18 protein-coding genes and 4 pseudogenes are annotated in these 26,530 nt (G+C 66.9%); 10 read left to right on the top strand and 12 right to left on the bottom strand.

The annotated features are described in order from the left end of the window. Nucleotides 1-114 precede the first annotated feature (114 nt). Nucleotides 115-568, top strand: a pseudogene (locus FAB82_RS28720) (ABC transporter permease); the annotation flags it as partial. Between the two features lie 27 nt (nucleotides 569-595). Here the strand turns inward: FAB82_RS28720 and FAB82_RS23630 are convergent. Next, nucleotides 596-3,265 (bottom strand): RICIN domain-containing protein, encoded by a 2,670-nt coding sequence (locus FAB82_RS23630; protein ID WP_136537022.1) that lies wholly within the window; start codon nucleotides 3,263-3,265, stop codon nucleotides 596-598. Between the two features lie 86 nt (nucleotides 3,266-3,351). Further along, nucleotides 3,352-3,579: a hypothetical protein gene (locus tag FAB82_RS23625; RefSeq protein WP_136537021.1), complete on the bottom strand. Its 228-nt coding sequence runs from the start codon at nucleotides 3,577-3,579 to the stop codon at nucleotides 3,352-3,354. A gap of 94 nt (nucleotides 3,580-3,673) precedes the next feature. Here FAB82_RS23625 and FAB82_RS23620 point away from each other — a divergent pair, with 94 nt between their 5' ends. From FAB82_RS23620 to FAB82_RS28710, 5 genes and pseudogenes are all read left to right on the top strand, one after another. Then, nucleotides 3,674-4,948, top strand: a complete 1,275-nt coding sequence (locus FAB82_RS23620; RefSeq protein WP_136537020.1) for an IS701 family transposase — start codon at nucleotides 3,674-3,676, stop codon at nucleotides 4,946-4,948. A 419-nt stretch (nucleotides 4,949-5,367) separates the two neighbouring features. Next, nucleotides 5,368-6,876 (top strand): non-reducing end alpha-L-arabinofuranosidase family hydrolase, encoded by a 1,509-nt coding sequence (locus tag FAB82_RS23615; RefSeq protein WP_425461598.1) that lies wholly within the window; start codon nucleotides 5,368-5,370, stop codon nucleotides 6,874-6,876. Nucleotides 6,877-7,002: 126 nt separating this feature from the next. Continuing rightward, nucleotides 7,003-8,101: pseudogene (locus tag FAB82_RS28715) on the top strand (RICIN domain-containing protein). A gap of 601 nt (nucleotides 8,102-8,702) precedes the next feature. After that, nucleotides 8,703-9,158 (top strand): hypothetical protein, encoded by a 456-nt coding sequence (locus FAB82_RS27285; protein ID WP_168801747.1) that lies wholly within the window; start codon nucleotides 8,703-8,705, stop codon nucleotides 9,156-9,158. After that, nucleotides 9,089-9,274 (top strand): annotated as a pseudogene (locus FAB82_RS28710) (ATP-dependent helicase); the annotation flags it as partial. The gene FAB82_RS27285 and the pseudogene FAB82_RS28710, both read left to right, overlap by 70 nt. 252 nt (nucleotides 9,275-9,526) lie before the next feature. Here FAB82_RS28710 and FAB82_RS23600 read toward each other — a convergent pair. Beyond that, nucleotides 9,527-11,965 (bottom strand): ATP-binding protein, encoded by a 2,439-nt coding sequence (locus FAB82_RS23600; RefSeq protein WP_136537018.1) that lies wholly within the window; start codon nucleotides 11,963-11,965, stop codon nucleotides 9,527-9,529. A 416-nt stretch (nucleotides 11,966-12,381) separates the two neighbouring features. Here FAB82_RS23600 and FAB82_RS28705 point away from each other — a divergent pair. After that, a pseudogene (locus FAB82_RS28705) lies at nucleotides 12,382-13,814 on the top strand (NF041680 family putative transposase); the annotation flags it as partial. 18 nt (nucleotides 13,815-13,832) lie between these two features. On the opposite strand, the gene FAB82_RS28700 reads toward FAB82_RS28705, so the two are convergent. After that, entirely contained in the window at nucleotides 13,833-14,255 is a 423-nt protein-coding gene (locus tag FAB82_RS28700) for an Imm10 family immunity protein (RefSeq protein WP_136537017.1), read from the bottom strand. A 188-nt stretch (nucleotides 14,256-14,443) separates the two neighbouring features. Between FAB82_RS28700 and FAB82_RS23585 the strand changes: the two genes are divergently transcribed. The 3 genes from FAB82_RS23585 (at nucleotide 14,444) to FAB82_RS23570 (ending at nucleotide 18,063) form a co-directional block, all read left to right on the top strand. Continuing rightward, on the top strand, nucleotides 14,444-15,217 hold the full coding sequence (locus FAB82_RS23585; RefSeq protein ID WP_136537016.1) for a class I SAM-dependent methyltransferase: 774 nt from the start codon (nucleotides 14,444-14,446) through the stop codon (nucleotides 15,215-15,217). A gap of 308 nt (nucleotides 15,218-15,525) precedes the next feature. Beyond that, nucleotides 15,526-15,879 (top strand): transposase, encoded by a 354-nt coding sequence (locus FAB82_RS23575; protein WP_211116807.1) that lies wholly within the window; start codon nucleotides 15,526-15,528, stop codon nucleotides 15,877-15,879. Between the two features lie 156 nt (nucleotides 15,880-16,035). Then, nucleotides 16,036-18,063, top strand: a complete 2,028-nt coding sequence (locus FAB82_RS23570; RefSeq protein WP_136537015.1) for an alpha-L-fucosidase — start codon at nucleotides 16,036-16,038, stop codon at nucleotides 18,061-18,063. A 98-nt stretch (nucleotides 18,064-18,161) separates the two neighbouring features. Here FAB82_RS23570 and FAB82_RS23565 read toward each other — a convergent pair whose 3' ends face one another. The 8 genes from FAB82_RS23565 to FAB82_RS23530 all read right to left on the bottom strand — a co-directional run bounded on the left by FAB82_RS23565 (nucleotide 18,162) and on the right by FAB82_RS23530 (nucleotide 26,511). Continuing rightward, the gene (locus tag FAB82_RS23565; RefSeq protein ID WP_136537014.1) at nucleotides 18,162-19,400 is read right to left on the bottom strand and encodes an alpha-hydroxy acid oxidase; all 1,239 of its coding nucleotides are present in this window, start codon (nucleotides 19,398-19,400) and stop codon (nucleotides 18,162-18,164) included. Between the two features lie 91 nt (nucleotides 19,401-19,491). Beyond that, nucleotides 19,492-19,803, bottom strand: coding sequence for an L-rhamnose mutarotase (locus tag FAB82_RS23560; protein WP_136537013.1), 312 nt, complete (start codon nucleotides 19,801-19,803; stop codon nucleotides 19,492-19,494). A gap of 37 nt (nucleotides 19,804-19,840) precedes the next feature. Beyond that, nucleotides 19,841-20,683 (bottom strand): carbohydrate ABC transporter permease, encoded by an 843-nt coding sequence (locus tag FAB82_RS23555; RefSeq protein WP_136537012.1) that lies wholly within the window; start codon nucleotides 20,681-20,683, stop codon nucleotides 19,841-19,843. After that, nucleotides 20,680-21,645 carry a carbohydrate ABC transporter permease gene (locus tag FAB82_RS23550; RefSeq protein ID WP_136537011.1) on the bottom strand — a complete coding sequence of 322 codons (966 nt, stop codon included), beginning with the start codon at nucleotides 21,643-21,645 and terminating at the stop codon, nucleotides 20,680-20,682. The genes FAB82_RS23555 and FAB82_RS23550 overlap by 4 nt, the downstream gene beginning before the upstream one ends. A gap of 1 nt (nucleotide 21,646) precedes the next feature. After that, nucleotides 21,647-22,918, bottom strand: a complete 1,272-nt coding sequence (locus tag FAB82_RS23545; RefSeq protein WP_168801745.1) for an ABC transporter substrate-binding protein — start codon at nucleotides 22,916-22,918, stop codon at nucleotides 21,647-21,649. Between the two features lie 101 nt (nucleotides 22,919-23,019). Beyond that, nucleotides 23,020-24,480 (bottom strand): hypothetical protein, encoded by a 1,461-nt coding sequence (locus FAB82_RS23540; protein WP_136537009.1) that lies wholly within the window; start codon nucleotides 24,478-24,480, stop codon nucleotides 23,020-23,022. Beyond that, complete coding sequence (locus FAB82_RS23535) at nucleotides 24,477-25,481, bottom strand: aldo/keto reductase (RefSeq protein WP_136537039.1); 1,005 nt, start codon at nucleotides 25,479-25,481, stop codon at nucleotides 24,477-24,479. The genes FAB82_RS23540 and FAB82_RS23535 overlap by 4 nt, the downstream gene beginning before the upstream one ends. Next, complete coding sequence (locus FAB82_RS23530) at nucleotides 25,474-26,511, bottom strand: hydroxyacid dehydrogenase (RefSeq protein WP_136537038.1); 1,038 nt, start codon at nucleotides 26,509-26,511, stop codon at nucleotides 25,474-25,476. The genes FAB82_RS23535 and FAB82_RS23530 overlap by 8 nt, the downstream gene beginning before the upstream one ends. Nucleotides 26,512-26,530 lie beyond the last annotated feature (19 nt).

Genomic DNA, 26,530 nt, shown 5'->3' with positions numbered 1-26,530 from the left:
TAGCTTGTCTTTTAATACTCCATCCGTGATTCTTGATGTTCACGGTTCGGGGTGGTTTCGCCGCTTGTAGTGGCTTCGTCTGGCCTGCTTGTTCTTCCGTCCAGCCCCGGCCATTCGTGGGAGGTGCGGGTGTCGCGCCTTTCCGAGGCGCTCGCCGCGCAACGGGCCACCGACGCCACCTTCACCGGCCTGCTCCTTGGTCTGGGCACCGTAGCGCTGCTCGTCGGCGGGGTCGGGGTGGCTAACACGATGATCATCTCGGTGCTGGAGCGGCGTTCGGAGATCGGGCTGTGGCGCTCGCTCGGTGCGACCCGCGACCACATTAGGGCGCAGTTCTTCGCCGAGTCGCTGCTGCTGTCGGCACTCGGCGGAGGCGGTGGTGTGCTTGCTCCTGGGCATCGCGGTCACCACCGCCTACGCCGTGCTGCAGGAGTGGCCGGTGACCGTGCCGGTGCAGGAATCCTCCGGCGGATTCGCCGCCACCCTGGCGATCGGCGCGGTTGCTGGCCTCTACCCGGCGGTCCACGTCGCTCGACTCGCCCCGACGGTGGCCCTGGCCTCGACCTGAGCCACCGCCAGGACACTTCCGAAACCCCTAGGCGGATACGAACTGCCACTGCTGGTTGGTCCCGCCGTTGGCGCTCCATTGCACTACCTGCGCCCCATCGTTGGTCGACGCGCCGGAGACGTCGGCCACCAGTCCGCTGTCACGGGCGACGATCGTGTAGTAGCCGTCACCGGTGGGGCGCAGGTACCACATCTGGTTGGTACCGCCGTTGGCCGACCACTGCTGCAATTGCAGGCCCGCGGTGCTGCTGCCGGCGTTGACGTCGAGCATCTTTCCGGAGGCGGTGTAGCGCAGGGTGTAGGCGCCCTGGGTGGTGCTGATCGTCCACGTGGGAGTGCCGCTCTGCTGGATCGCCTTGGCGCCGTCGGCGGTGGAGTTGCCGGCGATGGTGAGGGGCTTGCCGCTGTTGCGGTTGACGATGCGGTAGGTGCCGGGTGCGGGTCCGGATTCGGTTCCGCCGATGGTGAAGTACTCGACCGCATCGGTGAAGAGGGTGCTGCCGGACTTCGCCGTCGACAGCACCAGGTACACGCGGCTACCGGTGGCGGGCGCGGTGAAGGACACCGACTGGGTGGCCCGCGTGCCGAGCGGGATGATCAGGTTGGTGCTGCCCGACGCGACGACCGTACCGGTCGGGCTGTCGAGCCGGGCGGTCCAGGTGAAGTCCACCGAGGTGCCGGTGAAGCCGTCGTTGAACACGGTGATGGTGCGGGTGATCGTGGCGTTCCGGGCGTAGTTGGGCACGGCCTGCGGCAGCGGGAAGGTGCCGTTCGCGTCCGAGACGCCGGAGGCCGACCAGTACGGGAGGTCGACCGCGGCCACCGGGTTGAACGCCGCCTGCACACGCTGGATCTGCGAGTTGCTCCAGGGGTCCGGGAGGTTGTCCACGCCGTAGACAGGGCGACCGCCCTCCTCCGGGATGAAGTCGGTGGTCCGCACTCCGGGCACGACGCTGGCCCAGGAGGACAGCAGCGTGTACGGACGCAGATCGCTGGCGTTCTTGCCGCGCTTGGCCAGGGTTGCCGTGGCGAACCACTCGAAGCCCTGCTTGGTGTTGCATGCCGGCCAGATGTACTCGCCCTCGCCGTCGGGCCGCCCATTCACGGTCTTCAGGCCCTCCCCGTACCTGCCGAAGCCGTCGACGTAGTGCGGGATAACCGCGAAGTTGGCGTACGTCATCCCGGGATACCCGTTGAGATTCCCGTCGACGCCCACCTCCACAATGACCGGCCGTGTGCCGTCGTTGCCGTTCATCGCCGCGTACAGGTCCTTCTCGAACTGCTCGGAGTCCTGGCCGCTCTGGTTCGGCTCGTTGGACTGGCTCCAGCGGATGACCGCGGGGTGGTTGCGGTCGCGCAGGACCAGCGCACGGGCGTGGTTGACCATGTTGTCGTGCCCGGCGATCCAATCCTGCTTTCCAGAGGAGCCGCGAATCGCGGTCTCGCCGATGATCATCAGGCCCGTCTCGTCGGCGACATCCAACATGTACGGGCTCGCGGGCTCCTGGTGGATGCGCACCACGTTGAAGTTCAGCCGCTGGTAGTTGTCCACCGCTTGCGGCCAGCCGCCGTTGCCGGGCGACGGGGGCAGGAAGCCGGGCAGGGTGTCGTAAGCGTCGCCCTTGCCGCCGTGGTTGATCCGGTCATAGTCGGCACCTTGGAGGTTGTCGCCGCGGAAGTTCACGCGCACGCCGTTGAGGTAGTAGTAGTCACCGTTCTGGGTGGCCTCCCGGAACCCGAACCGGTACGTGGCGTCGCTGGTGTGCCCGTCATCGGCGACGGTATGCACCGCCAGCCGGTGCAGCTGCGCCCGGTACCCCGACCGGTACGGCACGTTGGGCCACCAGTACGAGGTGCTGTCGAGGTTCCACGCGACCGGCCCGACGGTCACGGTCACGGTCGAGCGGGCCGCCACGGTGACCGTACGGCTGGGCAGTCCAGGGTAGCTGAAAGCCGTTCCGTTGCTGGAAGACAGCGACCCGGTCAACGTCACCGACCGGGAACTGCCCGACGTGTTCCGCACCGACACGTCGTAGCTCAACGTCTTGTTCGCCACCGACGTGCGCACGAATGTGTCGCTGACGTACACCGCCGGGTACACCCGCAGGAACGCGGACCGGAAGATCCCCTGCGGAATCGCCTCGCACCAGTCGGCGGCGTCGGGCACCAGGTACCGGCCGTTGGATGCCTTCAACGCGCCGCGGCCCTTCACGTTCACCGTGATCGTGTGGGTGGTGCCGGGCGCCGCGTATGCGCTGATGTCGAAGTTCGAGGGGGTGAACGCCGTTGTCTGGGTGGCGACCACGCGGCCGTCGACCGACAGCGTCGCCTGGTGATTGACGGCGCCGAACTCGATCCAGGTCGACTGCGGCTGCCCCGAGTCCGGCACGGTGATGCTGCGTGCGTACACCGCCTCGTTCACGTCTGTGAATCCTTGTTTGTACCAGCCGCCGCCGGGCACGCTGATCGACGTCGGCGCCCGGCCCGCCGGGGTGAAGCTCCACGTTCCGGCAAGATCGATGGAAGCGAGCGCGGCATTGCCGGCGGAGACGCCATCGGTCGCGGCCGCCTCGACGGCGGCACCGGCTCCATCCGGCGTCAACGCGTGGATCGCGACCGCCGGGAGGATGGCCGCGGACTGGAGGAGGCGGCGACGGGAGAGGTTGGGCTGGTCGGGTTGGTCGGGTCGAGAGGCCATGGGGGCTCCTTCGTTCGGGTCCGGTGGGGGTGGGGCCGGGCTTGCGGGCGGCCGGAGCCTCTGGCACGAGGACTCCGGCGGCCGACTCATTTCTCCTCGTGCCGCCCGTGATCGGCGTGGGCGGGGACCACGGCCACCGAACCGACGCAGACAACGGCCATCGAAGCCAGCAGCCCCAACGGTTTGCGGGCGCCGAAAAAGTTCCAGGCGAAGAACCGAATCGAGCCGAACACAAGCTTCTCCCGTCTGCCCCGAGCGGCCAGCAGCATTACATCAGACGTCATACATTTTACAACTAAATCGAAGATGGTCAATACCGTGGTGACTCTCTTACTTACTGCTCCATCCGTGAAAGTTGATCTTCGTGGACGGTGATGGCTCGGTTCCGTTGAGGTTCTTGGGTTTTGGTTGGAACCTGATGCGGAAGCTAGCCTGCTGCAGGAGGCGTACGGCTCGGGGATCGAGGCGGTGTTCGATGCGATGGCCGACCTGTTCGCGGGGAGGCCGGCTCACCTCAACGCCCGGGACTACGTGCGCGGGCTGCTGGCACCGCTGGAGCGGAAGAACTGCGCCACCATCGCCGAGTGGGCCGGGCACGCCAGCCCGGACCGGCTGCACTACCTGCTCGAACGCGCGGTCTGGGACGAGCGGGCGCTACGGGTGCGCCTGGCGACCCTGGCCGTCGAATGCCTCGGCGACCAGGGCATTTTGATCTTCGATGAGACCGGAGACCTAAAGAAGGGCGTCCGGTCGCTGGGCGTGGCCCGCCAATACACCGGCACCGCCGGGCGGGTGGAGAACGCGCAGGTCACCACCTGGGCGGTGTGGTCGACCAAGCATGGGCACGCCCTGGTCGACTACGAGGTCTTCCTGCCCGGCGAGTGGTTCACCGAGGGCGATGCCAGGCTCGGCGATGCCGGTGCGCCCGGCCCGGTCGCGAAGCGGACCAAGGGCCAGCAGGCCGCCGCGATGACCCGCCGCTTCCTGGCCGGACCGGCTGGGCCGGCCGCGGTGGTCCCGACCGGCGACGAGGTCTACGGCGAATCCCCGCACCTCAGGGACGAACTTTATGCCTACCGAGTGCCGTTCGTGCTCGCGGTCGCCAAGGACACCCGATTGCGGCCCGGCCCCGGCCTCTCGCCCGAGCGGGTTGACGCCCTCGCCGAGCGCATCCCCACCCGCTACTGGATCACCCACTCGGTCGGCAAGGGCGCCAAAGGCGAACGCGAGTACGCCTGGGGCTGGATGGAAGTCTGCGCCGACGAACAACGCGCCGGACCTCACTGGCTCCTGGTCCGCCGCAGCCTGACCACCGGTGAACTCGCGTTCTATCGCTGCTGGGCACCGATGCCGATGAGCCTCCACGCCCTGGTCTCCCTGGCCGGAGCCCGTTGGGCGATCGAGGAATCATTCCAGCCGGTCAAGGGCCGATCCGGGCTCGATGAGCACCAGGTGCGCCCCTGGAACCCGACCCACCGACACCCCGCCCTCGCCATGGCCGCCTACCTCGCGACCGTGCTGACCACCATCGAGGCCCGAGCGCACTTCCCCGAAACCGACCAGCTCGACCGGCTCACCGTCCCGGAGACCGCGCACCTGGTCGCCTGGAGCCGATGGCGCAGACGGAAGAACAAGCAGGCCAGACGAAGCCACTACAAGCGGCGAAACCACCCCCAACCGTGAACATCAAGAATCACGGATGGAGTACTAGGTGCACCAACAAACCTCCGTCGAGCCGTTGACTACACATCGAGATCTCTCTATAGTTCGAATCGCCGGAAAATTCATCAGATGTTTCGGACCTAGGTTCCGATATGTGAGCGATAACAGGCATTCCCCGTACCCAAGTCCGCCAAGGAGCACCCGATGACATCGGCCGCACCCGATTTCTCGATCCCGTCCCGCTGGACCCGAGGCATGGCCGCGCTCGCGGCGGCCTCCGTCGACTGACCGATCCGGGACCGGACCGCGGCGGCGCACCCGCCAGTTCGCGACCGCCCGGGCCGGTCCCACCCGTAGCAATGAACCCGCATCTCCATGACCCGACGCCTCGGCAACGGCTGGGGAAGCGAACCTCGACTAAGGAGACCACCATGGCCTGGATGGAAACCCCCAAGAGCCGCAGGCGGATGCTCATCGGCGGAGCCGGCGTGCTCGCCGGGGCCGTCGCCGCGACCGCACTCAACCCGTTCACCGCAGCCCAAGCCCAGCAGTCGACCGACGCGAACTCCTGGTACGTCCTGCTGAACCGCAGCAGTGGCAAGGCCCTGGACGTCGGCGGTGTGTCCACCGCCGACGGAGCCCAGCTCCACCAGTGGACCCGCACGAACGCCGACAACCAGCAGTTCCAGTTCGTGGACTCCGGCGGCGGCTACTACCGGATCAAGGCGCGGCACTCGGGCAAGGTGCTCGACGTGTCCAGCTGGTCGACCGCCGACGGTGCCGCCATCCACCAGTGGACCGACCACGGCGGCGCCAACCAGCAGTTCCGGCTGGCCGACTCCGACAGCGGCTACGTGCGCCTGATCAACCGCAACAGCAACAAGGGGGTCGAGGTCCAGAACGCGGCGACCAACGACGGCGCAGGCGTCGTGCAGTACAGCGACTGGGGCGGCAGCAACCAGCAGTGGCAGCTCGTTCACGTCGACGGCGGCAGCGGCGCCTGCACGCTTCCGTCGACGTACAACTGGACATCGACCGGCCCGCTGGCGCAACCGAAGGCGGGGTGGGCATCGCTCAAGGACTTCACCGCCGTCGTCCACAACGGCCAGAAGGTCGTCTATGCCACGACGCACGGCGCGTTGCCCTATCCCGACGGCAACTGGGGACTGATGTCCTTCAGCCCCTTCACGAACTGGTCCGACATGGCCACCGCCACCCAGAACACGATGCCCTTCGGCGCCATCGCACCGACGCTGTTCTACTTCGTCCCGAAGAACATCTGGGTGCTCGCCTACAACGGGGGCGGGCAAGGCACCTTCTCCTACCGCACCTCGAGCGACCCCACCAACCTCAACGGCTGGTCCGCGCAGCAGGAGCTGTTCACCGCGTCCCTTCCCCCCACGGACGACGGGAGACCCCGGGGCGGGTACGACGTGAGCCTCATCGGCGACGACACGAACATGTACATGTTCTTCGTCGACGGCGAAGGCAGTGTCTACCGGGCCAGCATGCCCCTCGGGAACTTCCCGGGCAGCTTCGGTTCGTCGTACACGAAGATCATGAGCGACACGCCGCTCAACCTGTTCGAGGCGGTCGAGGTCTACAAGGTCCAGGGGCAGAACCAGTACCTCATGATCGTCGAGGCCCAGAACTACACAGGGTTTGGTCGCTACTTCCGCTCGTTCACGGCCACCAGTCTCGACGGCACGTGGACACCGCAGGCCGGGGCCGAGACCGTGAACAGCCCCTTCGCCGGGAGTGCCAACAGCGGCGCGACCTGGACCCGGGACATCAGCCACGGCGATGTGGTGCGTACCAACCCCGACCAGACCAAGACCATCGACCCCTGCAACCTGCAGTTCCTCTACCAGGGGCGTGACCCCGGCACCGACGGCGGGGAGTACGGCACGCTGCCTTATCGGCCGGGTCTGCTGACCCTGCAGCGCTAGCGGCACGACACAGGTCCGGCTCGGGTGTTCCTGAGGCAGCGGGCGGGCTCGGTGCGAGACCGAGCCCGCCCGGATCCTCACGGCCACCTGGAACAGAAACGATCCTACGAATTCCAGGAGCAAGGAATGCGAACAAGAGCAAGGTGGCTCGGACCGATCGCGGCGCTCGGTCTCGTGGTGGGCATGGTGACGGCGCCGATCGGTACCGCCAGCGCGGAGTCGAACGGCGGGGTTCGGGTCATGCCGCTGGGTGACTCCATCACCGAGGGCACAGCCACGCCGGGCGGATACCGGATCGGCCTGTGGCAGCACCTCGCCAACGGCGGGTACATCACGGACTTCGTCGGGTCGCAGTTCAACGGGCCGGCAAGTCTCGGCGACCACGATCACGAAGGCCACCCCGGCTGGCGTATCGACCAGATCGACGCGAACGTCGTCGGCTGGCTGAACACCTACCAGCCACAGACCGTGCTGCTGCACATCGGCACCAACGACATCCTGCAGAACCACGACGTCTCCGGCGCCCCGAACCGGCTGTCCGCACTGATCGACCGCATCACCACGACGGCGCCGAACGCCGAGGTGTTCGTCGCAGATCATTCCGCTCGGGTGGAGCGAGGGGGACGCGGCGGTGAACAGCTTCAACGCGGCGATCCCCGGCATCGTGCAGAGCAAGGTGAACGCCGGCAAGAACGTGCACCTGGTCGACATGCACAGCGCCCTGACCGCCGCCGACCTGGACGACGGCGTCCACCCGACCGCCGCCGGATACGACAAGATGGCCGCGGTCTGGTACTCCGCATTGCAATCGGTACCCGGCAGCGTCGGCACAGCGGACAGCACCGAGATCGTTGGTGCCCAGTCCGGTCGCTGCCTCGAGGTCACCGGGCTCGGCACCGCCAACGGTGCCGACGTGCAGCTGTGGGACTGCTGGGGCGGCTCCAACCAGCGGTGGACCTACACCGTCGGCAAGCAGCTCATGGTGTACGGCGACAAGTGCCTGGACGCCTACGGTCAGGGCACCAGCAACGGCACCGCGGTGGTGATCTGGGACTGCAACGGACAAGCCAACCAACAGTGGAACGTCAACGCCGACGGCACCATCACCGGGGTGCAGTCCGGCCTGTGCCTGGACGCCTCGGGCTGGGGCACCAGTAACGGCACGAAGGTCACTCTCTGGACCTGCGGCGGCGGACAGGTCAATCAGCAATGGACCAGACGGTAACTACGGCGTGCCGGCTCGCAGATGGTTGAGCACGACAAGGACGGCGACGTTGCAGGGGGTCCCCGTGATCGTGATCGTGATCGTGATCGTGATCGTCGATACGGCCTCGGGCCCGCCGATGGTCGCGGTCAGCAGGGGTGCGCTCAGGAGTGCGAAGCCGAACCAGGAGGGCGAAGCCGAACCCGGACAGCGAACTGGCGACCCTTCACTGAGGGGTCAGTTGAGAGCCCCGCACCCACAGGGGTTGGTCGGGACTTAGACGATGTAACTCAGACCGTATTCGCACGATATCGCCGCCTTCTGGTTCCTCAGTTGGTATCGGGCCTTGCGCGCCGGTCCACATCCACCTCCAAATGCGGTTCGCTAAGGAGCTCTCGTAGCATCTCGGTCGGCTGCACTGAGAATGTGGGCAGGGCATCACGTACCCGACCGGTTGAGACGATATGGCCTTGTCATCCGAGAGCACCGCTACCTTACCGTGCATATACGAAAACACCCGGAACATGAGTCATGTTCCCGGTGTCCGTTTGTCGACCTAACACTCGCTTATTCGAACCTGAATCCCCAGCTAGACGGCCTCCTCAAACGCCTATCCGGCCCGTTGCCCACCCGCGGCCCCGAAACCGGCCCCTCGACCCCCGACTCCCCCGAAAACCAGCCCGCCGTCGCGTATCCACCAGCGCCCCCACGCGCACTCGGCAAGCGACTCTCCCCCACCGATCGAGACGACCTCGTCACCGCCTTCAACGCCGGCACCAGCCAGAAGTACCTCGCCACCAAATACGGCATCAGCGTGCGCTCCATCAAACGCCTCGTCCACGGCAACTCCAACCGACCCCAAGCCACCGCCAACCGCCTCATGCCCAACCAACGAGACACCATCATTCACACATACGCGTCAGCCGGCGTAACTCAAGCAAAACTCGCCCGCGATTACGGCGTCGACATCAGCACCATCAAGCGAATCCTCCGCCAAGCCAGCCATCAAGCTACGGCACAGGACGCTGGCTCGTCGCCGTCAAAATGGTGTCCGAAGGGGTGGACGTCCCCCGTCTAGCGGTCGGTGTATATGCCACCAAGACGCAGACCGACATGTTCTTCCGGCAAGCGGTCGGAAGATTCGTCCGCCGCAAACCCGATGAGGAGCACTCCGCCATCATCTTCGCGCCTGCGGCCGGGGCCCGGCTTGCCAGTTTCGGGATGCTGGTCAGTCAGGTGCGCGAGGTCGATGATCTGACGAGCGGGCACTCTTGGTGTGTTCGAATCGATCTGTTCGCGAGGATTTGTTATTCATGATCGTCTTCCGACCCCCGACCGGGCGCAGCAGTCACGACCTTGCGCAGGACTACCTCCAGGAGTAGTACCCGATCTACTGTGGACCATTGGGCGTCTTCGCTTGCGCGCGTGCGCGAGCGAAGACCCCGGCTACAAGTCCCGGTGGAGTCGCTCGGCGAGCACCGAGGGGACGCCGCACTGCGCGTATCCGGCGGCCGCTTTCCGCAGCTGCTCCCGGGCGGCCGAGAGGTCGCCTCGGACCCGGTGGGCGTCGGTGAGGCCGTGGTGGGCGCAGGCGAGCTCGTAAGCGTCCTGTTGGGACTCGGCGAGGGCCGCCGCCCGCTCGTGGTGTCCGATCGCCTCCTCGGGGCGGCCCGAGGCGGTGAGCACGCGACCGAGGCCGTTTCGGGCGGAGCGCTCAAGCGACTGGTAGGACAGGTCCTCGGCGTGTTCGAGCGCCTGGTTCAGGTGCGCGACGGCTTCGGCGCCGCGCCCGAGCCGCAGCAGATCCTCACCGAGTTCGATGAGCACCGGCGTGAACCCTTCACGGAACCCGTTCTGCCGGCAGCGTTCGAGGCAGGCGGTGTGGATCGCCAGCGCCGCGGCCGGATCGCCCTTCTCGCGGGCGAAGATCCCGCGGAAGTTCTCGATCCGACTGGTGTTGTACTCGTCGCCGGGGTCCAAGAGCCGCTCGGACTCGACCAGGCAGCGTTCGGCGTCCTGGAGGCGTCCGAGGCGCAGCAGCGGGACGACCATGTTCGAGCGGATGTGCAGGATCGCCGTGGTGTCGGCGGCGGTCTCGGCGACTTCAAGCGCGGAGCGGTAGACGTCGAGCGCCTCCGTGAACCGTCCGGATTGCCGGTAGAGGATACCGAGGTTTCTGAGCGCCCATGTCGCGGCGGCGACGTCGCCCAGTTTCCGGCTGAGCGCGGCGGCCCAGCTGAGGTAGTCGATCGCCTCCGCGCTCCTGCCGGCGACGGTGAAGTGCCGTCCCCGGTCGCCGAGCGAGTGGGCCTGCTTCAGTTCGTCGCCGAGCCGGCGGGCGATGTCCAAGGCGGTCCGGTTGATGGCGAGCTGATGCTCGGTGTCGCCGTCGTACCAGCGGAACGCGCTGAAGGCGGACGCCAGGTGCCAGGCCGATTCGAGCCGCTCCGCGCGAACCGCCGCGACGATGGTGGCCGCCAGGTTCTCGCGTTCGGCCCGGAACCACGAGACGGCGCCGTCCTGGTCGGCGAAGCCGGGCAGGCCGAAGTCGTGCGCTTTCAGCTCCTCGGCGAAGATCCGCTGGTACGGCGACACCGCTTGGCTCGCCGCCTGGTACGCGAAGTGCACGTAGACGTCGAGCAGCCGGCCGAACGCCGCGTCGAGTTCGCTTCGGTCCTCTTCGGAGCCTGCGAGCTGCGATGCGAAGAGCCGCACCAGGTCGTGCAGCCGGTAGCGTCCGGACGACCGGGTCTCGGCGAGATGGACGTTCACGAGCGACTCCAGCATCGCCGCGGCCCGGTCGGGTTCGACGTCGCAGAGCGCGGCCGCGGCGTGGGCGTCCACATCGTCGCCGGGAATCAGGCTCAACCGCCGCAGCAGACGCCGGTGGGGCGCATCGAGTTCGCGGTAGGAGGCGCGCAGCGCCGCGGCGACGCTGCGGTGGTCGGTGCCGAGTTCGTCGAGCAGCCGGTCCTCGTCCGCGAGCCGTTCGAGAAGGTCTTGGACGCGCCACAATGGACGACTGCGCAGGCGTGCCGTCGCCAGGCCCATCGCCAGGGGCAGGCGGGCGCAGCGCTCCGCGATCGCGACCGCCTCGGCATCAGTGGCCCGGCCCGCGGTGGCGGCGTTGACCATCGCGACCGCTTCGCGCATCGGCGGCGGCTCCAGCGGCACCGAGACGACGTCCGGCACGGACGCCAGGTCGTGCCTGCTCGTGGCCATGGTGAGCCCGTCCGCCGTCCCGGGCAGCAGTGCCTCCACCTGCTCGGCGCCGGCGGCGTTGTCGAGCACCAGGAGCACGCGGCGGCCGGCGAGGACGCTGCGGTACAGGGCGGCGAGCTCGTCAACGTCGGCGGGGAGGTCCCGCTTGTCCAGGTGCAGGGACCGCAGCACCCGCGCCAGCACCGACTCCAGGCTCGGCTTGGGGCCGTCGGCGTGCGTGAAGCCGTGGAGGTCCACGAACAACTGGCCGCCCGGATACCGCGGGGCGAGGGCATGGGCGGCCTGGACCGCCAGGGTGGTCTTCCCGACGCCGGCCATGCCGTGCACGCCGACCACGGTGGCCCCGTCGTCGACGGCGGCGAGGAGCTCGCCGAGATGCCGTTCCCGGCCGGCGAACGCGACGAGTTCGCGCGGCAGCTCCCGGGCCACCGGCAGTTCGCGGCCCGACGTGTCGGTCAGCAGCGCCCGGTCCTGGTCGCCCAGTCCCAGTGCCTTGACGAGCAGCCGGAGGGTCTTCGGTTGCGGCCGTACCTTTCCCGACTCGATGTCGCGGACGGTGCGCATGCCGACGCCCGCCTTCAATGCGAGTTCCTCCTGCGTCATCATCGCCCGCAGCCGGAGCGGACGGAGACTGCTTCGCGCGTCGAACCCTCGGTCAGACATGGTGCCATCGTAGGGCGGCGAAGCCGACGAACCGGCGTGCGAACCCCGCAAGCCGCGGATCGCCCATACCGGCGTTTCCTGTGGTCAGAACCGCATTCCGGCGGGAGCGCGCGGTGGAGATCCGCCGAATTCCTGCCGGTATCCCGCCGGTATTCCGCCTCGCTGATCCCGGTTCCAGCTGGCAGAATGGCGCACGCTTCGCGCCCCCTCGCCTCTCGTTGCCACGCAAGCGCAGGAAACAGGCGAGCGGGACGGCGCAACGCCCTGTGCGACTCGGTACGCGTTCTTATTAGGTATGCCTAAGCTTGTCTTTTAACCTGCGGCGCTGGTCAAGTGGCCCCGCTTGAGTATGACCGAAGCCCTTGCTTGATGATTCTTGTTGCGACGCAAGAACATCCATATAGCAAGGGCTTCGTTTGTCTATTCTCTCTGAACCAGGCGCCGCTGCGGGCGCCGGGGCACTGAAGGCGTTTCGCGCCGGGTTCTATGAGTGCCTGACCGCGCGAGCGGACACGCTGTTCGAGCTGTCCGATGCGCTGCTGTGCAGTCCCGGGCCGGTGACCTCGCTGCCGGCTCTGTCTCTGGCCGGGGTGTTCCGGCGCGGGCACGGGTCGCTTTATGACGCGCTCGGGGCCGGCCAGGTCGATGCTGACCGCCTCGGGAATCTGCTTGCAGGCCAACCGATCGGGCGCGTCGGCGGCAGGATCGTGCTGGGAGTGGATGTCACCAGTTGGCTGCGCCCCGACGCGAACCGCAGCCCCGACCGCCTGTTCTGCCATGTCTACGGACGCGGCCGCTCAGCCGACCAGCTCATTCCCGGATGGCCATACTCGATGGTGGCGGCGCTGGAATCGGGCGCTTCGTCATGGACGCAGCTCCTGGACGCAACCAGGATCGGCCCGGACAACGATGTGCAAGCGGTGACGGCGGCCCAGGTGCGCGGGGTGGTCGAGCGATTGATCGCCGCCGGACAGCACACCGACGGCGACGCGTCGATCCTGATCGTCGCCGACGCCGGATACGACGCGGCCCGCTTGGCGTGGCGCCTGCGCGATCTGCCGGTCACCGTCACCGCCAGGGTGCGGTCGGATCGGGTGTTCTATGCCCGCCCGGACCGCCAGGCCGCGGCCGGTGGGCGGGGCGGGCGGCCACCGAAGCACGGGCGATACACCGACTGTCCGAACCAGATTCCTGGGAGGCGCCGGTGTATACCACTGCCTGCGACACCGCTCGTTACGGCAGGTTGGAGGCCCGGTCGTGGGATCGGCTGCATCCGCGGCTGACTCAGCGGGCCGCCTGGATCGACGCCGGCGCCCAGTTGCCGGTCCTCGACGGCACCTTGACGCGCATCACCGTCGACCATCTGCCACACGATGGCAGTCCGAAACCGGTGTGGTTGTGGACCTCGGCCGCCGGCCTGTCCGAGGACGAGCTGGATGGGATCTGGGCGGCATGGTTGCGCCGCTTCGACATCGAGCACACGTTCCGGTACCTCAAGCAGACCCTCGGATGGACCACACCCAGGCCACGGACGCCCGCTCAGGCCGATGTCTGGACCTGGCTGGTCATCGCCGTCTTCGCGCAGCTCGGACTCGCCCGCACCCTTGTCGCCGATCTGCGCCTGCCCTGGGAAGCTCCGGCCGAGCCCGGCAAGCTGACGCCGGCGCGCGTGCGCCGCGGGTTTGGAAACCTCCGCCAGGAGCTGGGCAGCCCAGCCCGTGCACCGAAACCGTCCCGACCCGGGTCCGGCCGGCCCAAAGGCCGCCGCAACACCCAACGCGCCCCCGTCTACGACCCCGGCAAGACCACGAAACGCGATAGAAGCCTCAGTCGACGCGAACAAAGAACTTCGCCGAGGTTACGCACCTCATCCGTCAAAGCCAACAAGTTCTGGTCGTTTATCTTCCGCTCCCCAATCCAGAACTTCCCGGAGCTTCCTGGCAAGTTCTGCTCGTTCAATCCTCGATTCGTCAGACTTGCCTATTTCGAATTCGACAAGAATCTCGGATCCAAGAATCCTTGCATCTTCTTCCCTGAACTCCAGGGTGAGGAGTGAATCTCCGATACATACGCTGCTCAGGCAGCCATACAGCGTGAGCCCACGTTCCGTGGAAACACAGTAAGAATCCATTCCATTTTGCACATCTTGCTCATCTGGTTGATATGTAGACCTCTGGATCGAAAACGATCGTTGCGATCCAGATTCTCCTGTCCCCTGCAGCCCGACTTCAAGCACCTCCTCCCCGTCGTAGTCGTCGAAGAATCCCACCTCAGTCTGGGTCAGCCTCATGATCTAACGCCTTCTTCCGATTACCAGATTCCGAGTTGCTTCACATGCATCGCAAGTGATCTCGGAAGAATCATCCGCTAGGACATCGGCCATGCTCATGAGGGGTCATTTGACCAGGGCTCGTTCAAGTTCCGTGATCGTGTCGATTAGCGATCGCTTGTGAACGACCCAGCCGCTAGCCTGGCCCCATGTCTGAAGTGTCTCCAGCCGCTCGCTTTTATGACCAGCTTGCCGCCGACTACCACCTCGTTTATGCGGACTGGGATGCGAGTATGGCGCGGCAGGGAGAAGCCCTGGACGCGGTGATCCGGACCGAGCTGGGCCTGGGACGCGCCACGGTCCTGGACTGCTCGTGCGGCATCGGAACACAGGCCATCGCGCTCGGACTCCGGGGCCACCGTGTCACGGGTACCGATATCAGCGTCTCGGCGGTCACCCGTGCAGTCCGCGAAGCGGCGCTTCGCGGCGTCTCCCTGGCCGCGGCAGCGGCGGACATGCGGCATCTTCCGCTCGCTGACGAGCAGTTCGATGTCGTGATCAGTGCCGACAACTCGCTTCCCCACCTGCTCAGCGCGCAAGACGTGCGCACGGCTCTGTCCGAGATGCGGCGCGTCCTGCGCAGTCAAGGCCTGCTCGTGCTCAGCACCCGTCCCTACGACGAGATCCTGCAGGCGCGGCCCACCTCGACCCCACCGCAGCTGGCCACCTCGCCCCGCGGCAAGACCATCACGTTCCAGCTGTGGGACTGGCATGACGACGGCGAGCACTACGACCTCGAGCACTTCCAGCTCACCGCCGACGGCCCCGACTGGTCCGTCCAGGTGCGACAAGCCACCTACTGGGCCCTCACCCGGCGGCAGCTGACCGATTTCGCTCTTGAGGCAGGGTTCGCCGAGCTGGAATGGAGGACCAGTGAAAGCAGCGGCTTCTTCCAGCCCATCCTCACCGCGCGAGGGAGCTGACCATGCCCTGCCAGAGCCGGTCGAGTTCGGTGGTGGTGCGAAGAGCCTGACCGGAACAGGCTGGGGCGCATAGCAAGGCAGACACGGGCTTCGTGATCATTGTGGTGCTGAAGCCAAACGATCACGAAAGCTGCCCGTGCCTGCCGATGTATCCTCTCCGATCCCTGCCGTGCTCACGAAACTGGGGCCGCTCGACTCGGGCCGGATCGCCGACCTGCGTTCCTACCTCGATGCCGGCCCCGACCCGAGGTCGCGTCGGGGCCGGTGAGACCGGACACGGCCGGACCGAGTCACGCTCGATCAAGACCATGGCGATAGCGGACAACCTCGAAGGCATCGCTTTCTCGTCCGCGATGCTCGCCATCCGGATCCACCGCCGCCGCAAGGAGACCGGGAAGAAGGAGAGCCGCCGCTCCGACTACGCCGTCACCAGCCTCGATGTCCACCAGACCACGCCGGCCGAACTCGCCGCCTTCGTTCGCGGCCAGTGGGGGATCGAGAATTCCTCCCACTACATCCAGGATGTCACGTTCGGCGAGGACGCCTCCACCGTCCACTCCGGGGCTGCGCCCCGCGCGGGCTCGGTGAGCCTGCGATGGAGCCAGAGCCCACACCAAACCACCCCAAGACGGTTTACCCTGCCCCGCAACCAAAACCGATAGACAGGAGAACACTCTCAAACCTCATGGATGAGGGAGGTTAGGGGCAAGTTTTCTTGAGGGGGCTTGTTTTCATACATCATACATCATACAGTTTATAGACTATTGTCGATATCACGCGCTCGGATCATGTTCGGGCAGCCCCCGAGGAGGATTGTGATGCCAGAGCTGTCACGCAGGCAGTTGATGAAGTTCGGAGCCGCCGGGGCCGCAGCGGCCGCCGGAGTCCTGCAAGCCGGCGCCGGCTGGGCTACCGCCGGCCCGTCCAGCTACATCCCGACCTGGGAGTCGGTCGACCAACACCCGGCAGCCCCGGAGTGGTTCCAGGACGCCAAATTCGGCATCTACTGGCACTGGGGGGCGTTCACCACGCCCGAGTACGAGTACGAGTGGTACGGCCGCGAGATGTACAACGACGGCACCGGCATCAACAACCACCACAAGGCGACCTACGGGGACCCCCGCACGCAGTGGGGGTACGAAAAGTTCATCGACGGTGGCGTCGACCAGGCCGGCAACCGCGTGCAGTTCCGACCGGTGCTGAAGTCGCAGGGCGGCAAGTTCGACCCCGACGAGTGGGTCCAGCTGTTCAAGAACGCGGGCGCGCGGATCAGCGGGCCGGTCGCCGAGCACCACGACGGCTACTCGATGTGGGACAGCCAGATCAACGAGTGGAACTCAGTCGACCGTGGCCCGCGACTGAACCTGCTGGGGCTCTTCGCAGACGCCGTGCGCAGGCAGAACATGAAGCTGTTCGTATCCATGCACCACTCGTTCAACCACAATGGGTTCTTCCGGTTCGTGCCGCAGCAGTCCAACCCGAGCCTGAGGAAGCTCTACGGCCAGCTCTCCCGAGCCGAGGAGGACCAGCTCTGGTTCGACAAGCTCAAGGAAGTCATCGACCGGGCCCAGCCGGACATCATCTATCACGACTTCGCCCTCGACAGCCCCGGCTACTGCCACGGCGACTCGGGCCCCTGCTCGATCGACGAGCAGCAGCGTCTGAACTTCCTGGCCTACTACTTCAACAAGGGCGTGGAGTGGAACAAGGACGTGGTGACCACCTACAAGCACTTCGACCGGGGTTTCCACAACGCCAGCGCGGTCGAGGACTACGAGCGCGGCGGCCCAGCGGACCTGGTGTATCCGTACTGGCAGACCGACGAGTCGATCGCCTCCGGCAGTTGGAGCTACACCAGTGGGTTGAGCTACTACTCGTCTCAGCAGATGATCCACCAGCTCATCGACCGGGTCAGTAAGAACGGCAACATGATGCTCAACGTCGCCCCGACCGCCGAAGGGGAGATCCCGCAAGCGCAGCGCAACGTGCTGAACGACTTCGGGACCTACCTGAACCGCAACGGCGAGTCGATCTATGCCACCCGGGCGTGGGCGGCCTACGGTGAGGGCCCGACCAAGATGGGCGGCGGCTCGTTCGTCGAGCCGAAGGCCGGCACCAACACCGACATCAGGTTCACGCGGACCAAGGACAACCGCGTCCTGTACGCCACCGTGCTCGGCTGGCCCAGCGGCACGCTGAACATCACCACCTTGAACTCGAACCGGATCGACCTGGGCACCCTGACCTCGGTGCGACTGCTCGGCTCGGCGGCCGGCACCTACGTCGACCTGCCCAGTCGAACCCAGGACGGCTCCGGTCTGCGTATCACGATGCCGGCTAACGCGCCCTACAGCGCGCTGGCGTACGTGGTGAAGCTGACCTTCTCCGGTGCTATTCCCGCCCTGGCCGGCGGCGGTGGGGGGACCATTCCAACCGGGTGGGCGCGGATCGCGAACATCGCCACCGGTCTGGTGCTCGACAGCGGCGGCAACGTCGCATCCGGGTCGCAGCTCAAGCAGTGGAATGCCGGCGGGAGCACCAACCTGCAGTGGCAGCTGGTCGACGTCGGCGGCGGCTACTACCGCCTGGTCAACCGCACCAACGGCATGGTGGCTGACAGCTGGGGCGATACCGCCAACGGGGCGGCGGCCAAGCAGGCGGCGTGGAACGGCGGCAGCAACCAGCAGTGGCGGCTGAACAGCATGGGCGACGGCCGCTACCAGATCATCAACCGCGGCACCGGCACCTGCCTGGACAGCGGCGGCGACACCACCGTCGGCTCCGGGGTGAAGCTGTGGGCACCGCAGTCCAGCACCAATCTCCAATGGACCATCACCGCAGTCTGAACGAGATCAACGGTTCTAGGTGTGCTGCTCAAGGATGAGAACCCGGCTGCGGGCCGCATCTGGTGGCGTTCTTCGTGATGGCCGCGAGCAGCCCGGTTTCAGCTACGCCAAGGTGTGAGTCGATGCAGTTGTCTGACGTGACTGGATTCGAGGTCCTCGAGGCACGCGACGCCGAGCAGGCGCATGGTGCGTTCCACTTCGCTACGCAGGATGGCGACTGCCCGATCGACCCCGTCGCGACCGCCCGCCATGAGCCCGTACAGGTACGCCCTTCCAACCATGGTGAACCGCGCACCCAGCGCGATCGCAGCCACGATGTCGGCGCCGGAGGTGATGCCCGTGTCGAGGTGAACCTCAACATCTCCCCCGATCTCTCTGACAACCTCAGGCAGTAGGTGGAAGGGAACCGGCGCGCGATCGAGCTGACGGCCGCCATGGTTGGAGAGGGTGATGGCGTCGACGCCAAGGTCTGCGCAGCGTTTGGCGTCGTCGAGGGTCTGGATGCCTTTGACGACGAGTCTGCCGGGCCACTGCTGCTTGATCCAAGCCAGGTCGGTGTAGTCGACCGTGGGGTCGAACATGGTGTCGAGCAGCTCGGCGACGGTGCCCGACCAACGATTGAGGGAGGCGAACGCGAGGGGTTCGGTGGTGAGCATGTCGAACCACCAGTTCGGGTGCTTCGCCATGTCGAAGAAGGTCTTGCCGGTGAGCGCGGGTGGAATGGCGAAGCCGTTGCGCCTGTCGCGCAGGCGGGCTCCGGCGACGGGGACGTCCACGGTGACCAAGAGCGTGTCGAATCCGGCTGCGGCGGCCCGGTCGACCAAAGCCATGGAGCGGTCGCGGTCCTTCCACATGTACAACTGGAACCAGTTGCGGCCGTTCGGGCCGCCGGCGGCGGCGACGTCCTCGATGGTGGTCGTGCCCATGGTCGAGAGCGCGAACGGGATGCCCGCGGCTGCGGCTGCGGTGGCGCCGGCGCGCTCGCCTTCGGTGTGCATGAGGCGGGTGAACCCGGTGGGGGCGATGCCGAACGGCAGGTTCACTCGCTTGCCGAGCACGTCCCAACCGGTGTCGACCTTGGAGACGTCGCGCAGGACCGCGGGGTGGAACTCAATGTCCTCGAAGGCCTGGCGGGCGCGGGCGAGGGAGAGCTCGGCTTCGGCCGCGCCCTCGGTGTAGTCGAAGGCCGCCCGTGGTGTGCGGCGCTGAGCGATCGCGCGGAGGTCGTCGATGGTGTGTGCTGCGGCGAGTCGGCGCCGTTTGGCGTTGAGGTCGGGTTTCTTGAAGCGGACCAGGGGCAGCAGGTCCTTCGGTCGCGGAAGTTGTCGCTCGGTCATTGCGGGGCCTGTCGGAAATTGACTAGTGGATACATCGGGCTGAGCGGGACGGCGAACGCACGCGGTCACCGCGGCGGTAAATCGCGGACCATCACGGCAACTTCCAGATCAGTGGCAGTCCGCCGATGTCTCCGGATTCAGGACCGGGGCTCTCCAGCAGCTCCCCTATCCGGTGCTGCCATGCCACATCGGCCGGGTGGTCGCGCAGGGCGTCCAGCATGGCCTCGAAGTCCTCGACGTCCACGAGGTGGAACAGGTCGCGGCCGCTCCTCCAGATCCGCCAGCCTCGTACGCCGGCTTCACGCAGTGCCGCGTCGAGTTCGGTCGGGATCGTCGCGTGGATCTGCTCGTAGTCGGCCTCGCGCCCCTCTTTGAGCCGGGTGTGCAACGCGACCTGTTCCATCGAATCGCCTCCTGTCATAAGGGTGGTCATGGTCGGGTCAGCCCTTGACGGCGCCGGAAGAGAGGCCGCCGATGATGTGCCGCTGCATGATCGCGAAAATGAGCAGGATCGGAGTGACCGCGAGCAGCAAGGTGGGGAAGACGATCTCGTAGTTCGTCGAGTAGGTCGATACCGCCGCGTACACGCCGGTCGTGATTGTCCTGAACTGCGAACCGGGGCCGAGGATGAGCTGCGGGCTGACGAAGTCGTTCCAGGCGCTGAGGGTGTTGAGGATGAACGCCGTCGCCACGATCGGCCGCATGAGCGGGAAGATGATCGTCCACAGGATCCGCTGCCTGCCGGCGCCGTCGATCGCAGCGGCGTCGTCCAGGGACCGGGGCAGCATCCTGATATAGCCGCTGAAGACGAACAGGGTGAACGGGATCATCGTCGCCGACATGAATAGCACCAGTCCGGGGAACGTCCCCATCAGTCCCAGCGCCTTGAGCACGAAGATCGCCGGCACCAGAATGATCTGCGCGGGAATGAACATCCCGGCGACGAAGAACATCAGCAGGAAGGCGAACAGCGGCGTCGGCGTCCGCGCGATCGCATAAGCGCCGGGCACCGACGCCCCGATCGCCACGGCATTGCACGCGAGGACCAGGAACAGCGAGACGGCGTAGCCTTCGATCACCGGGAAGGCGGTGCTCTGCCAGGCCGCCGCGAGGTGATCGAAGGTCGCCGTCGAAAGGTCCAGGCCGAGGGGCGAGCGAAGGATCTCCTGCTGCGGTTTGAACGCGTTGACCACCATGATGTACATCGGCACCAGCATGGCGGCGCAGAGCACCGCGACGACGGCGACGCGCATCGCTTTGGGGAACATGCGTTTGCCGGTCATCCGATGGCCTCCGCTCCTGCTTCGGCGCGCCTGCGCAGCGCGATGATCGTGAACGACAGGATTCCGGCGACGAGGACGAGCAGGACCGCCTGCGCAGAGGCGAGTCCGATGTCGTTCTTGGCGAACGTGACCGCGAGGATCTCGTACGCCCAGTTCTGGGTGGCGTCTCCGGGGCCGCCGTTGGTCAGGCCGAGGACCACGTCGTAGACCTTCAGCAGCGAGAGCACGGTCGTCACGAGCGTGACAGTCACAGTCGGGGCCAGCGCGGGCCAGGTCACGTGCCGGAACACCTGGACGCCGCTCGCTCCGTCGATGCGGGCCGATTCCTGGAGCTCGGCGGACACCGCTTGGAGGCCGGCCAGGTAGAGGATGAGCTGGACGCCGAACTGGGCCCAGACGATCACGCCGACAAGGGTCACCAGCGCCCATTCGGGGTCGGCCAGGAACGGCAGTGTGGACTGACCTGCCCTTTCCATCAGGTTGTTCACTGCACCTTGGGGTCCCAGGATGGCCTGCCACAGGAACCCGACGATCAGCGCCGAGAGCACGCGCGGGTAGAACATCACCAGCCGCGCGAACGTGTTGAACCGGGTCGTGCGCCGCAGCAGGAGCGCGAGTCCGAGCGCTGCGGCATTGACGATGACGGTTCCGGCTACGGCGATGACGGCGGTCACCCAGAGCGAGGAGTGGAGGTCGCCGGCGGGGTCTTGGAAGATCCGCTCATAGTTGTGGAGCCCGATCCACTGCGGCGGTGAACTCGGGAACCCGTTGTACTCGGTGAATGAGTAGTAGACGGCGAACCCGACCGGGACCACCAGGAGTCCGGCGTACACGACGAGCGCTGGCAGGGTCAGCAGTCCGTTCGCGATGGTCCCGAAGCGGTTGCGCCACGCGGTCGTAATGCGGGGCGCGTCGACCTCGCCGGGCGGCGAGGTCGACGATGCGGTCGCTTTGCGAGGCATGTTAGCTCTGCTTTTCGGCTTCATACCAGGTGGTGAGGTCGGAGGCGACTTCGGTCGGGGTCCTGCCCTGCCAGAGGCCCTGGACGAGTTCGGTGAGCTTCGGGTTGAAGCCGTCCACGGGTAGCGCGTAGTCGCCGACGGTCTGGTTGCCCGGAACGACGAAGGACGGCGCCTGCTCAGTCACTTCCTGCACCTGTGCGGCGTATTCGTTGCCGCTGCTGGTGTCAGGGCCCTCGCGGATGAAGAAGTCCATCTCCGCCTGTGCCGCGATCGCGGCCTCGTCGCTTACCAGGTATTCGACGAGCTGCGCGGCGGCGTCGACGTTCGCGCTGCCCTGCCACACCATGTACGGAAAGGCCAGGGTGGCGCCCATAGGGCCGGGGGCGTCGGCGGCGTTCTCCACCGGCGGGGAGAAGATCCCGACTTCAAAGGTGGGCGGCGAGGCGGCGAGGGTGGTGGAGAACCACGAGCCCATCGGGTAGATCCCGACGTCGCCGGCGATGAAGTTGGCCTCCTGGGTGGTGGAGTCGATCGCTATGTCGTCGGCGGTCGTGTAGCCGGCCTCGATCCATCCCGTGATGCGCTCGAACAACGGCTGGAACTGGTCACCGAGGGTCGACGAACCATCAGCTACAGCCTGCTGCCACCCGGGGGTGGTGATGTTCTGCTGCGGGTGCCAGACCTGCTGGGCTTGGACGCCCGTAGCCCAATCGCCCGCGAATCCTAGCGGCTTGCCGACACCTGCCGCGGCGAGCGCGGCGAGTGCGGCGTCGAATTCGTCCCAGGTGGTCGGGGGCGCGGTGATTCCGGCCTGGGCGAACAGGTCGGCGTTGTAGTACATCAGCGACTGCGATTGCATGCCCACACCGACGACGTTGATCGCACCGCCGGTCGAGTAGAGGTCCGCCATCGGCGTCCCGGACGCCCATGCGTAGTCGGTCAGGTCGAGGAGCTCGGGAGCGGTGTCGGCGGACGGCAGGATCGACTGGATGACGTCGGGTGCCGTCCCGGACGCCAGCAGGGTCGGGAAGGACTCGGCGACCGACTGGCCGGTCGGGCCTTCGATCTTGACCTCGATCCCGGTCTTCTCAGCGAATGGCGCGACCAGTGCGTCCCATCGCTCCTGGGTCAGGTTGTCGGTGATGTTGACGAGCATGCGCACGGACTTGGCGCCCTCAGCGCCGCCGCCTGAGCTGCAGGCCGCGAGCATGGAGGCCGGCGCCAGGCCGATGAGGAAAGCGCCGCAGGTGCGGCGTCGGATCCGAGTTGACATCGTTGTCTCCCAATTCTGGTTCCGCATCCCGTCGAGGGGACGAGAGCGATCACTTGTAATACATAATACATGTTAGAAGTCGAGGAGCAATCGCGTGAAGATCACGATTGCTGCACGTGCCCCCGGTACGGGATCGAACCGAGGACTGAAATGTCGGTCTTGCGGTCGGATTCATCCAACCGGTAGATGCCGTCGTCGGCAGTGAGGAAGACCGGCGCTTCGGCGAATTCGAGCTCCTCCGGCAGCGGCTCCTTGTCCGTCCAGGAGAAGAACGACCGCGCGAAGGTGTCGCGGTCCTTGCGCCCGTAAATGCTGAGGTCGCCGGCGGTGAACGGGCTGAGGATGCACCAGTGGACGCCGTCCTCGACCCAGTAGGCGCGGTCGGACAGCAGGACCGACTGCCGGTCAGACTCGGCGAACACCGAGTCCCAGAACGATTCCGGGGTCTCGGTGTGCCGAATGAGGAACATCAGGTCGTGCGCGTGCCACGCGGTACTGGGCGCGACGTCGGCTTCGTTGTGCCAGCCGGTCGCGGACGCGAAATAGCCCGCGGGCGTCTGGTAGCGGGCGTAGGTGGCGAGGCAGGCGGCTGCGAAGCCCTCGAGCTCCGGGTTCGCCGTCTCCGACAGGACTTCTTCGATCCCGTAGAGGGTCAGCCCCATGCCGGCGATGAGCATCGGCTCGGTGCTGAGCAAGACCGTGTCCCCTCGCACGTACCAGTAGCGGTGGAACCGGGTGCTGCCCGCGTTGTCGGTCCAAGCCGATCGCGAGACGTGGAGACTCAGGCGGACCGCCTCCTCGAGGAAGTCGGGGCGGCTGAACCGCTGCGCGCCGAGCACGAGCGGGACGATCATCAGCCCGTAGTACTCGGCGGGTTCCAGGATGCCGCCGTCGGCGCGGTCAGCGGGCTGGCGGTAGGTCCCGGCGCAGTCGTCGTCGGGGACACCGGGGACGCGGCTCAGCCGGACGAGGTCGTCGAGGTCGGCTTCCAGCTCATCGGCGTAGCGGTCATCGCCGGACAGCTCGGTGTACCTGAGCTTGGCCCACACGCGGGCGTACTCCTGGTTCACCGTTCCCGTCTCGGTCGGCCGCCCTCCGCCATAGACGCGGCAGGCGTCGAGGTTGGCGCGCACCGCTTGGAGCACTTCGTCGACTTCGCCAGGCTCGAGCAGGTGCTGTGCGTGCCGCAGCCCTTCGAGCAGCCCGATGCATCCGGCCATGTTGTGGATGAGTCCCGTCGTCGCCGACTCCCCCACTTGAAAGCCGATGTGGCGGAACTGGCCGTCAGTCTGCACCGTCCGAGCCTGGAACAGCATCATGCGCCGCCACATCGCCAGCGCCCGCTCGTCGGGCCGACGGGCGAGGGCCTCGGCGAACGCGGCGGTCGCGGGGGCCGCGAACGCCTGGTGGCCGCTGGTGAAGTCCATGAAAGTGGCGGGGTTGGTGCCCCAGACGCTGTGGTTGTGGAAGCCCCTGATCTGGCCTTCGCCACCTATCCAGGTGCGCATCCATCGGGCGAGCGCGGCCGTGTCGGGAGAGGGGCGGCTGTCCTGTGTGCTCATGCCGTTGTTCCTTCGGTGTGCGGGTGGTCTTCGATGCGCGGGCTGAGGCCGAGGCGGTCGAGCTCGTCCCAGAGCCCCTCGGGGATCTCGCGGGTCAGTCGTGCGGCGTTGGCCGTTACGTGGTCGGCGGTGCGCATGCCGAGGACGACGGAGGCGACCGCCGGGTGGCGCAGCGCGAACCGGGCGGCGAGCTCGGGAACGGTGACGCCGTAGGGCTCTGCGGCGTCGGCGATCCGGTGGACCTTGCCGACCAGGTCAGGCGGCGCCGTCTGGTAGTCGAACTTGGCGCCGTCGCGGGGGCGCGGGTTCGCCAGGAGTCCGGAGTTGTAGACGCCCGCAGCGACCACCGCGACGCCGCGGGCGAGCGCCGCGGGCAGGAGGTCGTCCTGCGCGCCACGGTCGACGAGCGTGAACCGGCCGGCGCACATGACCACGTCGATATCGGTCTCGCGCACGAACCGGGTCGGCATTTCCGACTGGTTCATGCCGACGCCCACGGCGGCGATGACGCCTTGGTCGCGCAGTTCCACCAGGGTTTCGATGCCACTGGTGGAGGCCTGGTCCCAATGCTCGTCAGGGTCGTGCAGGTAGACGATGTCGATGCGGTCGGTGCCGAGGCGGTCGAGGCTGCCTTCGATGGATCGGAGGATACCGTCGCGGGAGAAGTCCCACTGGCGCCGGTACGTGGCGGGGACGGCGAATCCCTCGTCGTCTTGGAGGTGAGCGCGCTCCGGGGTGGGCTCGAGGAGTCGTCCCACCTTTGTGGACAGGGTGTAATCGTCGCGGGGCCGACTCGCGAGGGCCGCGCCGAGCCGCCGTTCGGAGAGGCCGAGTCCGTAGTGCGGGGCGGTGTCGAAGTATCTGACTCCGGCGTCCCAGGCGGCGGCGACGGCGGCCCTCGCCTCCTCTTCGGTGGTCTCGCGGTAGAGGTTGCCGAGCTGTGCGGCGCCGAAGCCGAGTTCGGTCAGGCGCGTGCCGGTCCGCAGTCGGTGCTCACGCATCATGCGGTCCTTCCTTCTTCGGCCGGTGCGGGTCGAGGTCTTCGGGGTGGGCGAACGGCAGACCGCGCGTGAAGCGTTCGATCTCGGCGGCGACCGAGTCGCCGATCCGGTGCAGCTCATTGCCCATCGAACCGGCGATATGGGGTGTGAGGACGACATTCGGCAGGCGCCACAGTTCACTGTCGGGCGGGGGTGGTTCAGGGTCGGTGACGTCGAGGATCGCTTCAATGCGGCCGGTGCGGAGTTCGGTCATGAGCGCGGCCTCGTCGACGACGGCACCGCGGGCGGTGTTGATCAATGTGGCGCCGTCGGGCAGCAGATCGAGGATGTGCGCGTCGATCTGGCCGACAGTCTCGGGGATCAGCGGTTGGTGGAGCGAGAGCACGTGGCTCTGGGCCGCGACCTCCTCAAGGGTGCCGATGCGGACCCCGAGTGCCGCTGCGCTCTCGCGCGTCAGCTCAGGGCTGTAGACGACCACGTCGAGTTCGAAGGAACGCAGCAGTTCGATGACGCGCCGCCCGACTTGGGAGGCGCCGACGATGCCGACGGTCCGGCCGTAGTTGCCGATGCCTCCGGGACTTGTTCCGGGTTGGCGCCGCAGTTCGCGATATTCGCGTTCGGCGTATCGGGCCTTTTTGTTCGCCAGCAGGATCATCGCGAGCGTGTACTCGGCGACCGGTACGGCGTTGACGACGCGCGCATTCGAGGCGACCACGCCTCGGGCGGCGTGCTCGGCCGGGTCGGTGAGGCAGGTGGCGGCGATGCCGCCCGCGTAGACGACGGCGCGAAGCCGCGGGGCGAGACCGGCGGGGACCGGCGGCGCGCCCCAGCCGGCGAGGAGCACTTCGGCGTCGGCGAGGAGGCGGCGGGACTGTTCCGTCCCGGTCTCGGTGATCATGTGTGCGGGGTCGAAGTCCAGATGCGCTGTCATCCGGTCGAGCGCATCGGAGGTGAAGATCTGGCCGACCAGGCTCGGGGGCTGAAACGACAGGACCGCGCGGGGGCGTCGGGACGAGGTGATGGGTTTCATTGGCACGACGGCTCCTTCG

It is taken from the genome of Glycomyces buryatensis, assembly GCF_004912275.1.
Classification (GTDB): domain Bacteria; phylum Actinomycetota; class Actinomycetes; order Mycobacteriales; family Micromonosporaceae; genus Glycomyces; species Glycomyces buryatensis.
Note: the sequence above shows the minus strand (reverse complement) of the source record. Positions and strands in the feature narration are given on the sequence as shown.